The 14,124-nt window shown below is 59.5% G+C and carries 10 protein-coding genes; 3 read left to right on the top strand and 7 right to left on the bottom strand.

Going from position 1 to position 14,124, the window contains the following annotated elements:
• Nucleotides 1-514: 514 nt before the first annotated feature.
• Nucleotides 515-2,602 (bottom strand): caspase family protein, encoded by a 2,088-nt coding sequence (locus tag AC1DPR_RS15765; protein ID WP_477816651.1) that lies wholly within the window; start codon nt 2,600-2,602, stop codon nt 515-517.
• Nucleotides 2,603-3,036: 434 nt separating this feature from the next.
• On the opposite strand from AC1DPR_RS15765, the gene AC1DPR_RS15760 reads away from it, so the two are divergent.
• Genes AC1DPR_RS15760 through AC1DPR_RS15750 form a run of 3 tightly spaced genes read left to right on the top strand, consistent with a single transcriptional unit; the run spans nt 3,037 to nt 6,136 of the window.
• Complete coding sequence (locus AC1DPR_RS15760) at nt 3,037-5,343, top strand: type VI secretion system Vgr family protein (protein WP_477816650.1); 2,307 nt, start codon at nt 3,037-3,039, stop codon at nt 5,341-5,343.
• An 11-nt stretch (nt 5,344-5,354) separates the two neighbouring features.
• A complete protein-coding gene (locus AC1DPR_RS15755) occupies nt 5,355-5,780 on the top strand; it encodes a DUF6484 domain-containing protein (RefSeq protein WP_477816649.1) in 426 nt (141 codons plus the stop codon).
• Nucleotides 5,780-6,136 carry a hypothetical protein gene (locus AC1DPR_RS15750; RefSeq protein ID WP_477816648.1) on the top strand — a complete coding sequence of 119 codons (357 nt, stop codon included), beginning with the start codon at nt 5,780-5,782 and terminating at the stop codon, nt 6,134-6,136. Before AC1DPR_RS15755 ends, AC1DPR_RS15750 begins: the two co-directional genes overlap by 1 nt.
• Nucleotides 6,137-6,158: 22 nt before the next feature.
• Here AC1DPR_RS15750 and AC1DPR_RS15745 read toward each other — a convergent pair whose 3' ends face one another.
• Genes AC1DPR_RS15745 through tssM form a run of 6 tightly spaced genes read right to left on the bottom strand, consistent with a single transcriptional unit; the run spans nt 6,159 to nt 14,123 of the window.
• Nucleotides 6,159-7,010, bottom strand: coding sequence for a beta propeller repeat protein (locus AC1DPR_RS15745; protein WP_477816647.1), 852 nt, complete (start codon nt 7,008-7,010; stop codon nt 6,159-6,161).
• Between the two features lie 4 nt (nt 7,011-7,014).
• On the bottom strand, nt 7,015-7,941 hold the full coding sequence (locus tag AC1DPR_RS15740) for a PAAR-like domain-containing protein (protein ID WP_477816646.1): 927 nt from the start codon (nt 7,939-7,941) through the stop codon (nt 7,015-7,017).
• Nucleotides 7,938-8,963 carry a 3-oxoacyl-ACP synthase gene (locus AC1DPR_RS15735; protein ID WP_477816645.1) on the bottom strand — a complete coding sequence of 342 codons (1,026 nt, stop codon included), beginning with the start codon at nt 8,961-8,963 and terminating at the stop codon, nt 7,938-7,940. Before AC1DPR_RS15735 ends, AC1DPR_RS15740 begins: the two co-directional genes overlap by 4 nt.
• Nucleotides 8,960-10,069 (bottom strand): DUF2169 family type VI secretion system accessory protein, encoded by a 1,110-nt coding sequence (locus AC1DPR_RS15730; RefSeq protein ID WP_477816644.1) that lies wholly within the window; start codon nt 10,067-10,069, stop codon nt 8,960-8,962. Before AC1DPR_RS15730 ends, AC1DPR_RS15735 begins: the two co-directional genes overlap by 4 nt.
• Nucleotides 10,069-10,614: a type VI secretion system-associated protein TagF gene (gene tagF, locus AC1DPR_RS15725; RefSeq protein WP_477816643.1), complete on the bottom strand. Its 546-nt coding sequence runs from the start codon at nt 10,612-10,614 to the stop codon at nt 10,069-10,071. The genes AC1DPR_RS15730 and tagF overlap by 1 nt, the downstream gene beginning before the upstream one ends.
• Nucleotides 10,596-14,123, bottom strand: coding sequence for a type VI secretion system membrane subunit TssM (gene tssM, locus AC1DPR_RS15720; RefSeq protein WP_477816642.1), 3,528 nt, complete (start codon nt 14,121-14,123; stop codon nt 10,596-10,598). The genes tagF and tssM overlap by 19 nt, the downstream gene beginning before the upstream one ends.
• Nucleotide 14,124 lies beyond the last annotated feature (1 nt).

The following is a 14,124-nucleotide window of genomic DNA, read 5'->3' as shown; positions in this document are numbered from 1 at the left end:
GAAACATCCGCGCCGAGCTGATCGGCAAGAAACTCCTCGATGGTCGATGAGATTGTGATTTCACTGGCGATATCCCATTTCGCAATGATCAAAGACCAGCGCCGACGAGAGTATCTGCCATAGATTTCGGGGGAAAGTGATGGCAGGTGGCTGCGGGTTGGGACAAATTCCAAAGGGGCCGAACTTGCAGCGGTCAGGTCGGGACGCAATTCTGACAGAACGATAACTGGAAATTCGCCATTGGCCCTGCAAGCTTTGACGGCAGTGTCAAGAATCTCGGCGAGATTAGCGGGCATCGCACCGAGGACGGAAATGAGGCTTCTGGGTTTGGCTTCGTCAACCGGGTCTCGAAGGACGTACTGAAGACTGTCCCCGGCGGCGGCGGGATCGACGATCCTGACGGCGCTCTTCAACCTCCCGAAACGCAAGAGCCGGCCAATTCTTTCGACAATCCAGCGCAATGCCATCCCCGCGTTCCGTGCAATTATGCCACTATGACCCTACCACCGTGCTCTCAAAGCCCATTCTGCTGGACGAAGAGTTCGACATCTTTCTCGATTTCCTCTCGTGAAGCAGCGTCCAGCTTCTCGCCCACAGAGGTCTTTGTCTGTTCCGCCTCTTCGACTTTGAAACGCGTGGCGAGTGTCGCGTTGAAATATGCTTTCCTCAAATCTGGCTTTCCGCGGGCAAAGCTGCCCGCAGCGTAACCCTTGGCGAGCTCAAGATAGGCGTCCTCGAAGCCTCGGCGTGCCGACAGTTCCAGCAGGGAAAGTGCGCGATTGGCATCGGCACGAACCTTGCCCTCGCCTTTGATGAGAAGGCCCGCTGCATAGAGAGGCGCGTACTGGTTACCCATTTCCGTGGCGCGGATCATCAGATCAAAGCCCCGTTTGACATCCTTCTCGACGCCCAGGCCGCCGACATAGGCACGGCCCAGATTGGTCATGGCGTCGATCTGGCCGGCATCTGCCGCCGCGGCATAAAGCCTTGTCGCCTCGACATCATCCTTCTTCACTCCGGTGCCACGCCGGAAGCTGTCGCCGAGCGCAGTGATTGCATTCGACCAGCCGCTGGATGCCGCTAGTCTGTACCACAGGATTCCCTCTTCGGGATTCTGTGGGACGCCTTGACCGCGTATGTAAGCGGTTCCTACATTCGTCCTCGCTCTAAGATTTCCGAGCGGTGCCGCCTGCATATAGAAATCGAGAGCCCGCTTGTAGTCGACCTCGCGACCGATGCCGGCACGGGCCATGTATCCGAGATTGACGAGGGCAGCGCTGTATTGCTGCGTGGCGGCAAGTTGGTAGAAATGTTCCGCCCAGTCATAGCGCTTGGCTATTTCGAGGACGCGGGCCAACTGGAACTGCAAGCGCGGATTGTTGGGGTCCGCCGCCAGCGCGTAGCCGCAGGAGCGTAGCCCGTCGCGGATGTTCACCAGTCCATTCGTAACGCCCGGCACCACGCGTTGAGGATCATTGGGATCGGCTGCGTACAGGTCGCAATCCGTAACGAGAGACTTCATGCCGCTTTGTGTGTCAGGCATCTTGCGCGGCCAGATACGAAAAGTCTCGCTCACGGCGCGCTCGCCTGCCTGCTGAAAGACAAACTCCGCCCCCGCCGCTGCATTGGCCTCATTGGAGGGTGGTGGCTCGGTGGAAATCGGGGTGGCGGCAAGTGCGCCGCTGACGAACAGACCACGCTGCTGCAACTCGGCAACCTCAAGGCTGCTACGTTTGACTGCCTCCGCTGCTAGCGTGCTGTTTGGAAACGCCTTGGCAAAACGTTCGAAATCCGTTGGGTCTGCGCTGTCTTGAATGAAATACCAGAGAACCTGATCGATTGTCAGTGCCCCGTCACTGCCCGCAACCACGGGCGCCGGTTTCTCGCTGCCTGCCGGCTTCAGGACGAATTTGGTTTCGATCGAACCCGTGATCCACGGAATCTGCGATCCGTTGGTGGCCAGGCGCACGTCCCCCCGCACTGTTCTGAACGTGTCGTAGATGTCGAGGCCTGGCTGCTGAAGTGCATTGGCGAGCGCCAGAGAATAAGGGCTGTTTGCGCCTGTGCCGTCATAGGCGACTTCGCCGGCGCCGGTAGCGAAGGCAATGAGAACCTGACCTGCGCCGGCCTCCATGTTGGCGAGGCCCTGTTGCAGTCCTTTTTCGGTGGTGAGCGGATTGTTGCGGCAAGCGTCCAGAATGATCAGTTTGACTCCGACTGGATCGTTCTTGACGATGTCTATGAGATCATTGAGGGCGATGGCGTCATCGATAACCTCCTTGGCAGACCCCGTCCGTACATCGACGGGTAGCAGCAAGCTTCGTCCCTCGTGCTGTAGCGCGTGTCCCGCATAATAGAAAATCGCAAGATCGGCACCGATCAGGTGGCTGCGGATTGCATTCTCGAGATCGCCGACGGCGGCTTTCTTGACGTCGTAGAAGAGCAGGACATCGAAGCCAAGCTCGGTGAGCGTTGCGGCAATCAGCTTGGAATCGTTTTTTGGATTCGATAAAGGCGCAAATTCGTATTCGCCGTTCCCGACCACAATAGCGGCTTTACGCTCCGCATGGGCCATCTGCGAGAACGCCGTTAAAAACAGCATCAACAGCGGGATCAAAAAAATCCATTGCGGCCGAAGGCACGAACTTCTTTGCGTCATGGCAGGTAAGCCCAGATTGTTGACTTCGTTGTCCTGATGAACGGCAAGAATACAGCGTCCATAGTAATGCAATTTTTGCAGCTTCGCCTAGGGAAAAGGATTGGGGCTGAAAGAGTGGCTTTACGGCGGGACTACGAATGTCCGACGGGATCCATGGAGGCACAAAGTGCTCCGCCCAACTCCGATCCCTGCAAAAGCCTGGGTGATGATGGCCGATCGGTATCATCGCGTGACCGCGTAAAAACCCAATCCCCGTCAGTACTTCGTCCGGAGAGTATGACCTTGCGCAACGCCGATGCGGCTTTCGAGGTGGCGGGTCTTTGTGCTAGGCTCACGATACAGGAATGCCGGCGTCACGAGACAGGGGCACTCTCCGAATGGCTGAAGAACGCAAGACAACCGTCCAGACGCCGCTTGGGCCCGCGACGCTGACATTTACGCACCTCATTGGCCATGACGAGATAAGCCGGTGTTTTGCCTTCACCGTCGGCTTCGTCAGCTCCGACGAAAACGTCGACGCGCTCAAACTGCTTGGGAAGCCAATTTCGGTTGAGGGCGAGGCCGGAGATCCCAAGCGGTGGTTCAGCGGGCTCGTTTCAGACTTCCGCCTGACGCGGATCGAGGAAGGCTTTGCTTATTACGAGGCGGAGCTGCGGCCGTGGCTCTGGCTGCTCGCCAACACCACTGACTGCCGCATCTTTCAGAACATGAGTGTTGTGGAAATCGTCGAGCAGATATTCTCGAAGTATAAGCCGGCGAAGTTTGAAAAGCGGCTGCAAGGGTCCTATGAGGCGAGGGAATACTGTGTGCAGTATGACGAAACCGACCTGGACTTCGTGCAGCGCCTGCTCGAGCACGAAGGCATCATGTATTTTTTCGAGTACGGCGACGGAGAGCACACGCTCATTCTCGCCGACGCCATGAACAAGCTGAAGCCGGCGCCGGGCTATGCGACGGTCAAGTTCCGCGCGGAAGGCGACCCGGTGCGGCGGGACCAGGAATATATCACGGAATGGGTGGCAACCAGTTCCGTTCACCCGGGCGCCTACGCCCACACGGACTATGATTTCACCAAGCCGGGCGCCGACCTCATGGCGCAGTCGACACAGCCCTTTTCTCACGCAGAATCACAGGGAGAGCACTACCGCCATCCAGGTGCCCATTTGAATGTGGGTCGCGGCGACGCTGTGGCCGTGGTGAGACGCGAGGAAATACAGGCGGCGCATCAGCGTATCACCGCCGCCGGTACTGTGCGGGGGCTGGCTTCGGGCTGCACCTTTAAACTGGAAAACTTCCGGCGCAAGGACCAGAACACGGAGCATGTTGTCCTGCGCGCCGAATATCGCCTATTCGACCCCGGTTACCGTCCGGCTGGTTATGCAGGGGAGGAAACCTTCCACGCAGCACTTCAGGTCGCTCCAACCTCCATCATCTACCGGCCGCAGCGTATCACGCCTCGTCCAATCATGCGCGGACCGCAAACCGCGACGGTGGTCGGCCCTTCAGGTGAGGAAATCTTCACCGACAAGTATGCGAGGGTTAAGGTGCAGTTCCATTGGGATCGCCTCGGCAAGAAGGACCAGAACAGTTCCTGCTTCGTACGGGTTTCACAAACCTGGGGCGGAGCCGGGTGGGGCTTCATCCAGATCCCGCGTATCGGCCAGGAAGTGATCGTGGACTTCCTCGAGGGGGATCCGGACCGGCCAATTATCACCGGCAGGGTTTATAACGGCAAGGAGATGCCCCCTTACGAGCTGCCGGGAAATGCCACCCAATCGGGGTTGAAGACGAATTCGTCGCCGGGGGGCGGCGGTTGGAACGAAATGCGCTTCGAGGATAAGGCCGGATCGGAAGAGGTTTATTTCCAGGCGCAGAAGGACCACAACCTGCTGATCAAGAACGACCGTGACAAGTTGGTCCAGCATGACCAGTCCGACCGCATCGACAACAATGCAAAGCATTCCGTTGGCGTGAACCTCGATGAGGACGTAGGCAACAACAAGACGACAAAGGTAGGTGTCAACCGCACCGTCAATATCGGTTCCAACGACACCGAGACGGTCGGCATTAACCGCTCTCTCACGGTCGGCGCCGACGAGACGATCGGCATCGGCGCAAATTCCACCGAGACGATCGGCTCCAACCACACGCAGACAGTCGGCATCATCCAAACGGTGACGGTGGGTGCGGCGCGGATCGATACCGTGGGGGCAGCAGAGACCAGAACGGTTGGGGCGGCACAGATGAGCACTATCGGCGCGACCAGGTCGGTCAGCGTCGGCATCAGCCAGAGCCATGACATCGGTACATCCGACAGCTGGAGTATCGGCACTGACCAGAGCGTCGAGATTGGCAGCGGACAGACAAGCACCATCGGCAAGAGCCGAAGTGCGAAGATCGGCGAGGACGATAGGACGGAGATTAGCGGCGCCCGGGTGGTAAAGGTCAGCAAGGGCAGCGCCGTCGAGATCGGTGAGGACGGGTTGATCAAGATCGGAAAGGATCTGCTGATTGAAGCCGGCGACTCTGTTGTCATCAAGTGCGGCTCGGCGGCCATTGCAATGAAGAAGGACGGCACGATCTCGATTGAAGGCAAGGATGTTTCGATCAACGCCAAGGGCAAGTTCAACGGCAAGGCTTCGGGCGAGGTCGTTTGGAAGGGCAGCAAGATCAGTCATAATTGAGAGGCATTCGGATGTCCGACACACGGGAACGTATCGACGGAGTTGTGATCGGCGTGTTGCTAGGTTTCGAGGCGGGCGTGCCGTTGGTGGTCTTTCCCGGCAACCCTCGGGATACTGCATTACCTGCGCGGAGCTTGGCCGACCTCACATCAGCAATCATTGGTGCAGAGGTCGCGCTGCTCTTCGAGGGCGGAGACGCGACGCGGCCGCTGATCGTCGGCCGAATCGTGGAGCCGGCGCGCAGGTCTTCAACGCCGAATGTCATTCGTGATGGCGAGCGCGTGCGGATCACCGCTGAGGAGCGCATTGAGCTTCGTTGCGGCAAGGCGACGATCATAATGGAGAAGGACGGACACATCACCATCCGCGGCACCTATGTGACCAGCCACGCCAGCGCCGCGAACCGCATTCGTGGCGGATCGGTGAACCTCAACTGATGCCCACCGCACCTGTTCTTCGCGAAATCGTCCGCCAGCATGCCGAGATGGCGGCATTCCTGTGGACCGTCTACGACCACCACCTGCTCCATCCGGACGAGAACCCCGACATGGACGAGGAGCGGCTTGCGCGGCTGGTCGAGCGGCTTGAGGCGCATCTCGACGGGCTGCGGGTGGCGGGGGAGGCGGGGGTGGAAATCGCGAAGGAGCGGTACGCCGAGTATCCCGAGGCCGGGGAGTTGTTCGTGGTGCGTATGCTGTCGGTGAAGGAGGCGCCACGGATCGCGGAGCTAGATCCTCGGAGGGTGCGAGCCTATCTAGCGGCGAATGGGCTCGCTCCAAAACAGACTCCCTGACCGCCAGACATCATCGGCCGCGTTAGAAAAGATGGTCGAACGTGATTGCGTAGGTGTCGTCGCGGTCAATGATCCAGACCTTGTTGGCTCCGCATGTTGCTATACGGTCACCGTGATCGGCAAGGTAGTAGGCGAAAACGTCGCCATTGACATGCACGAGGTGGCGATCAGTAAGTCTGTATAAGCCGCTCTCACCTCCACCAAGGTTGATAGCATGACCGTGGCGGCGGGCATGGTGGAAGGTCGTCTCACCTGCATCGATCATGTCCCAGGTTGCGCCGCCACCCCTGAAGAGAACACCCTCGCCACCGACGATGATCTCGCGATTTGCGTCCTGCGCAAGTGCGAACAGCGGCGCGTCGGTCGGGAGATCAAAAAAGGTGATGCTACCATTCACCCAATGGCTCAAAGTACCCTCTGTTCCACAGACATAAAACTCATCCCGTGCTGTCGACAGCACATGAAAGAGGTCTACTTCACGGCGAAAGTCGACAAAATCCCACTGACCATTTCGGAACCACTGGAGAAGTCCCCAATAGCAGGTAGCGAAGACTTGGCCATCAGAGCCGCTTACGACCCTGGTGATGGCTTCACAAGGACGCCCAACAGGTGTTTGGTTCCCAGCTGCAACAACATAGATCATGTTGTCCCAGCGTGCGACGTAGCTCAAGTCGGGGCTGGGGCTGGTGAACCCAGTGAGCCATTCGGGTCGGCGAAAGAGAACCTCTGCAATCTCAAAACGAGGGCCGCTCAGTCGCCGCAGCTCCGAGACATAGTTGTCACGGATGTCATTCGTCGTGACCAGTACATGGAGCGTCTCTCTGTCGAGCAACTCAATGGCTGTCACTGTTGTCGTGAGATCGGGGTTGGGCATCGTCTTAGCCTGGTACAGCGCAGTCCATTGCGTTTAGCTCTTCCTTCGTGGAAACGCCGGCTGCATGCATGAAGTAAATGTCGATTATTTCCGATAGGCAATCAAGCGCGGCTTGGTTCGTAGCAAGGCGTTTACAGGCGGATTTCATGGCGTCCATGTTGTTCTTTTTCACTGTAGAGAATTTCACCGTCGTTTTGCCGCCACTACGCCAGCGCGCGGCATAGGCTTTCTGCTTCTGCGATTTGCGCCCGTGTTCGGAAGTAGGCGATGTCCCGTCATTCAGGCAGACGCAAGGCGCAGAATACTCGGTGTAATTTGGCCAGTTCGAAAGGTAACCCGTGCGACCACCGGACGTGAAGCAGCGGTTCTGCATAATGTGATCGGATTGTCTCAATGGTGGATCCCGGCCTTGGGGATTGCACGCCTTGCCCTTGTGTCCGTGCTTGTGAACGTTAAGGCCTATGTTTTGTAGTATGGCGACGCAGTTTCCTAGCCCGAGATCAAGGCTGGCAATTTTCGGCCAAGGCGGGCCTCCCCCCGTAGGGGAGGCGTGATCGTTGCTCGAGATGTCAGTAAATCGACTAATCGGCTCGCCATCCATCCGGACGTTGCCTGACCAGGCGTGGGCATATTCCTTTCCGGTGTTGACAGAGGTGATGAGGTTTTTTTTGGGCGCGCATCCCGCTTCATTGCCGCTGCATTTAGTGTAGTAGGACTTGTTCTTCTGCGTGACTGTTTGACCGCCGATCTTGACCGTGGAAGTACCGTTCTCTGTATCATTATCCATCCCAAAGGTCGGATACGGGACGGGTACGCCGGGCGGAGTAGCTGGAGTCTGGGGCGGTGTGAAGCATACATAGGGAAATGCAGCAATCACCTTGTTCGCCTGCGCCTTGCACGCCACTTCGAGACCGTTCGCAAACACTGTCATCGAGCAGTCCTCGAGGCGAGTACCGCTGCGCCGCAGACGCCGGCATCACTGGATGCTTCGATGAGGACCGGGTTACCGGGGGCATAACCCTTCCTGGCGGCCATCCAGGCCATGCCAAGCATCACCGGTACGACTGCTGCACCGATGTTGCCGAGTGACTCGGCTGGAGACCAAAGGTCCTGGAATTCGTGTCGCCCGCGTAGCAGGCGTAGGCTCGCTAGCGCGCTCTGCTTGAACCAGTATTGCTCGCCTATCAAGTCGGAGATGCGGTAACCGAGGTGATTCATGTCGATTTTAGTCTCTTCGAGCGCGCGGCGGTACGCGTCAGTCATCCCGTCGGCGTGCAGTGGCAGATCACCAGTATTATAGATCGAGGCGTACTCACGGGTGAGGCCCAGGCCTAAAAGGCTGAAGACGCCGTTGTTTTCCTTCCGGCACAATACCGCGGCGGCCGACTCGCCGGGAATGAAGCCGTTTGGGTTGTCCGGCGTCAGCAACCGTCCCTCGCCGAGATAGTGGGGGACAGCTACTTTGTTCAAATAGCTGTCAATCCCGGCAATCACCACGAAGGGTGCAATGCTGGAGGTGAGGATCTTGCGAGCAAGACCGAGCGCGACTTGCCCCGACGGGCGGCCCCGAGCGACGATCTGCGAACTGATTTGCGGTTCGAACTTGCTGATTTCCGTTATTCGGCGCAGCAAAGCCGAACCTTCTTGGTATGGGCGACCTGGCCTATCATCCTCTGCGAGGCAGAGGATCAGGGCAGCGTGAGCGCGCGCGTCAGGCACCGGCTCGAAGACTTCAGAGATCGCCGCGGCGGCCATGCGTGCCATCCGCTCTTCACCGATCCAGTTGCGCGGGAGTGGCACTGGGGCTCCAACAATCCACTCACTGCTTGAGCCAACGAACCGCGTCTCCTGAAAGCCGTCGAGCCTCGCCCGCATCGCGGCGCAGGATGACGGAGCGTCGAGGCCGACTGCCGTGACCATTCCAATGGAGACGATGTCCAGACCAGCGCTCATGCGGCATTTGCCTCCTCGTCAAAACGAGCGGGGAGATCGAAGGTGCGGATGTAACGCTTGCCAGTTGCTCGTGCCTGCAGCATTCCCCTCGTCGGCGGTCCGACCCAGCACTCGTTGAAGTCGAGGATCGTACGGTGGATGCGCTGCGACACGCGCCAGACCAGCGAAAAGCGCCGGTTCTCAGGATCTAACAAAACGGTGTCGGGCGGTATCGCTCTCTCGAAGGYTTTCTCGCGCCCCTTGAACAAGGTCAACGGAAGGCTGGTGGCTGGCAGTCGGAAGTTCTCGCGCCCGGCTGGCGTCAGATTGACGAGCACCACCTCCTCGCCGCCCTTCGGATGCTCTATCTGCTGGTCGGGCGGTGCCATCTGGAAATAGCGCTCGTCGAAGTCCGGCGGCAGGAATGGGAAGATGTTGTCGATCCAGTTCTGGTCGTAGGTGCCCCCGAATTCAATCCTGCCCGGCCAGCCTCGGCCGTAAGGGCCGAAGCTCATCGGCCGGTAGTCGCCGAACGGCGAGCGGATGTCCTCGCCGAGAGCCTGGGTGTTGGGAAGCCGGAGGCCGGGGATCAGATGCTGGTTCTTCGGGCGCGCCCACCCCGTGCCGACGGGGTTGAGGCGATAGCTCGCCGGAAGCTTGTCCTCCGGGTCGAGGCGGTCCGTACCGCCCCACGCCGTGTCGTAGGAGAAAGGCTGGCGAAGGAAGGGTTGCGGGCTGGTAACGACGAAGATCGGTCCGCGGGCGCGCCATTCGCGATGCCCGAACACGTCGAAGACCTTCGACCAGTTGCCGACCTTGATCCCGACACTGACGCGGTCGACTGGACGCCCGCCGGGGGCATAGGCACATCCGTTAGCGATGACGTCGCAGCGCGGTTTGCGAAAGGCGAAGTCGGTTTCCCAGAGGGTGCCCGAAAAACCGGGTTCACCCGTGTATGTGTCGGCCATCACCAGCGGTGTCTGCACGGATGATTTTTGCACGGGGGCACCTGGCGTCTCGGGAAAGTCGAAGGTTCCCTTGACGACGATGGCGATGTACTCGCGGCCCTCCTTGTCCATCCCCATCGTGAATTCGGTCGGGAAGCCTGTCTGGTTCCAGATCTGCATCAGCTCGTCTCCAGACTTTCGGGGAAGAGGTGGCGAAGCGCTGGTTCAGGTGCACAACGATCAATCTCGATTGACTCGCCAGGCTGTATCCACAATGCCATGCCTCGGACCACGCCGCCTGATATCTTGATCGCGGGATAGGGCAGGGTCGCAAGAAGGGCAGCGAGCCCATCGCCATCCATCGCGCCGTCGCGCGCAGATCTTCCTGCGGCATCCAATGCATCGAACCAGCCTGCGGCGAAGACGGCGATTTCTTTGGTTGGGGTCGGCGGCACTGCCGCGATGGTCAAGGGAAACCGGCGGCCTGCGCGGTCGGAACTTGCCATCACGATGCCCGTCATGGGGCCAAAGGCCTCGGATCCGAGGATAAACCGCAACACCGGATGAGAGGTCACTGAACCTTTAGAAAATCGATGAACCAGATACCGGCTGATCCAGCGATCCCACGGGCCAACGAAAACTGCCGGCAGACCGCGCGTCACGAAATCCCCCATCGCGGGCAGCTTTCCAAAGAAGCCTGGCAAGATCAAAGCCTCGTCGGGCATGAGAACCTCGCAAACATTTTCAGATCGTAGGGATTGGCCACGCTCGCGGCCCGCAGCTCGAAATCGGCGTAGTGCCCCTGAGCGGCAAGCCGCAACTTGTAAAGTTCGGGTAGATCCGTTCCGCTCAGACGACCGGCACGCAACATTCGCAGGAAAGCCCAGCTTCCGGTTTCGCTGACCATCACTTCCGGTGAGCCGTCGAGCGGTTGGAAGGCAAGGGTAATCACACCGGTTCCGTCCTTGCCTGGCCAGGTCATTGGCTGCGGGCGGGTCGGGTTGTTGAAATAGGTGAGGCTCTGGCCGTCGACGTTTAACGTCACACGGCCGACGGTCGGAGAGAGATCCTTCGGTTCGAGCGTAAAGGTCAGGATCGGTCCGGCGCCGCCAGGAAAAAGGTTGTCGCGGATCAGCCGGGCCTGTTCCAACGCTGCCAAAGACGATGAATCGAGACGGATGTCCGCTCGCCATTTCCACGGGTGGCGGGTCACGTCAATGTAGTTGATCAGGTGATTGTTGATGAAGCTGTCAATCAGCCCGTTCGGGCCAAAGACCCGTGCAAAGTCGACGACGTTCACATCGATTGCGCTGTCAGCGATGAATGGATAGCGGTTCGCGAGCGCTGCCTGGCAGAAGGGCAATACATCAGCGCGCCAGATGGCGTTGAGTTCAGAGGTCACGGCTTTCGTCGCAATGCCGCTTGTATCGCCAGCGATGCCGGCCAGCCAGTCGTCCAGTGGATCGGGCAGGGTTATGGCCTGTTTTGCCACTGCCCCGGTGAGCTCGGCCAAGCCTCCTTGCCGCTTTATGGCATCCTGGGCGTCGGGGCTCGCCGATACTGTCTGCAGCATGTTCGAAAGCGCAGTCATCGCGGCCACGGCATCATTGAGTGCCGGAGGCTGGCCATCGACCTCGGCAATTGCGCCCTTGATGGATTTGAAGTGCTCGGCGACCGGCGCGCCCGAAAGGTCCACTTCGGCTTTGGAGCCGGCGGGCATCAACTTCACGCCCGTCTTGGCAAGCTTGCCGATCTTGCCTAGCTTGGACAGGAGCTTGGAGGTTGCCGCAGGAGGGACTTTGCCGCCCCCCTCATCTTCGGGACGGGTCAGTTCCGTCTCATGCACGACGGCGTCCAGAAGCCGTTTCATGGCAGAGTCTGCGCTGGAGAGATCCTTGAGATTTTCGCTTGCCGTCTGCAGGTCGGTCAGTGGAGCGAGCCTCACGTCGCGCAGGAAGCTGTCCCACTTGGCAATGTAATCGTCGTAGTAAAGCTTGAGGATGTCCTGCGACAGCGCGGCGACAGAAGGGGTGGCGCTTTCCGAGCAACCGCCCGCAAAAACAGAGCGGTCGAGCGCAGCCTGCGTGGCGACGTCTTCCAGTCGCGCAAGAACCACGTTGTGGAAGCCGTCATAGGTAAAGGTGCCGCTGATGCCTACCCGAAGCGTCTTGTCCGAGCGCCGAGCGAGTACCTTGAGGCCATTCGGGCCGACATGATCTGCCGGCACCCATTCCTTGAGCGCCCTGACGTCCGGGTCGGACAGCAGTGCATTATAGGCACGCACTGGAAGCGGAATTGAACAGATGGCGCGCAGGGCTTCGCTCACCAACGCCTCATCGGGTTGAATAAGGGCCTGCTCCGCCGCCATGTTGTCGATTGCCGCAAGTTGATGATCGGTGGCCATGTCGGTGCGGAACGGTGGAACCGGTGCAAATTCGGGCAGCCGCTCGGTCCACCATTGCTTGGCGAATTCGGGATCCATCGGCGATAAGCCCGTCATCATGCGATATGTCTTCAGCGCTCCGAGCAGGTATTCGGGGTCGCGGATCTGACGCCACATGGTCGCTTCGAGCAGCGCGACCATACGTGGTTCCAATATGTTGCGCAGCGAGCGATCGTAGGCGTCGGTCTGCGCCTGTCTGATCTCGGTTGCCGCAGAAGGGCCAATCAAGGCAGCCATGCCGCCTGGCGGCTCGGTACGGGCATTCAAGACTTCGGTTGCAGCTTCGAGCGCCACATCCAGATCGAGCGGTTCGAGTGGCGCCTGACGCGCAGCAATCGGAGTGAGCGGAATCTGTAGGGCTTCGAGCTGCTCGGCCTGTGCGGCAAGCGCGGCGCTGTTTTTCCGGTAGGAGATCGTAAAGAACAGGCCGGCCACGACAACCAACGCCGCCGCGGCCACTGCCGCACCGCGCCATATCCATATTCGCCGTTCCTCCGCCGCGGGATCAAACGTACCGAGACCTGCTTCCTTGAAGATCACTTTCGTGAGCAGGTCCTTCAGGAAGAAGCTGCGCGTTTCAACCCGCGGCATTGGGGTGGCGGGCTGTGCGGGGAGGCCGAAAGAAGAAGAGAGTGCTGCTGTCAGCCGGTCAATTGCGGTGCCTTCCTGAGTGGCGGAGGTCAGATAGATACCGCGCAGCCAGGCGCTCTCTGCATAGCGGCTTTCACCGAAAATGGTCTCCACCAACACGCGAATAGGCTCGGAAAGGCTCTCGACCTGCGCCGGGAAGCGGAAGATCTCCGCGCGGGCGTTAAGGTTTTCCTCGCTTTCCAGACGGGGAATGAGGCGTCGTTCAAGCACGCCAGCCAGTGCTTCGAGTTCCCGCGTGACTTCGCTGCCGTCGATGCGAGCGCCGGGTGAGAAGGTTGTTCCCCAGACCTGCTCGCGTCCCGCCGTCGACAGGCCTGCGAAGAAAGTCTCGAACCCCTTGATGAGATCGGCCTTGGTCAGCATCAGATAAACGGGCAGACGAATTTCCAGCCTCTCCTGCAGTTCGGTGAGCCGTTTTCGGATCTGGCGGCCATGTGCCCGAATGGCCGCGTCACCTTCCGCCAGTGTGTCAATGGCGAGTGCCACGATGACGCCGTTCAGGGCTCGGCGGCCCCGGTGCTTTTTCAGAAGATCGAGGAAGCCGAGCCATTCGGCTGCATCGACGTCGGGCTGGCTTTCCTGTTGAACGTAGCGGCCTGCAGTGTCGATCAGCACAGCCTCTTCAGTAAAGAACCAGTCGCAGTTGCGCGTCCCACCGACCCCATGCAAATCATCCGACAGATCAATGGGAAAACTCAGCCCAGACTGCCGCAGTGCGGTTGTCTTGCCGGTTGCCGGCGGGCCGATGATGACGTACCACGGCATCTCCCGTAGAAGTTTTCGGCCGCCGACTTTCTGGCGTTTCAGCTCCGCCATCACCTCCCGGAACTTTGCGCCGACAGAGGCGACCCCTTCTTCCGCCGGGCTTGGCGGCGCTTCCGGTGGAGGGGCGATCTCGGAAACGAAAATGCGATTGGCCTTGATCGCCCGGCGTTGCGCCGCGATCCACCAGATGAGAAAGAGGACGACGAGAAGGCCGATGACAACCAGTCGGACCGTCTCAGAAGCCAATGGCGCGCTTTCTGCGACACTGATGATTGGGCCGAAGATCCAGATGATCAGGGACAGCAGCACGAGCCCGATGAAGGTCCAGAGCCAGCGCGAGGTGAGGATTGCCCAGAAGAATCGGAAGACCGCCATC

The sequence above is a fragment of the Rhizobium sp. 01T417 genome (assembly GCF_056398905.1).
Note: the sequence above shows the minus strand (reverse complement) of the source record. Positions and strands in the feature narration are given on the sequence as shown.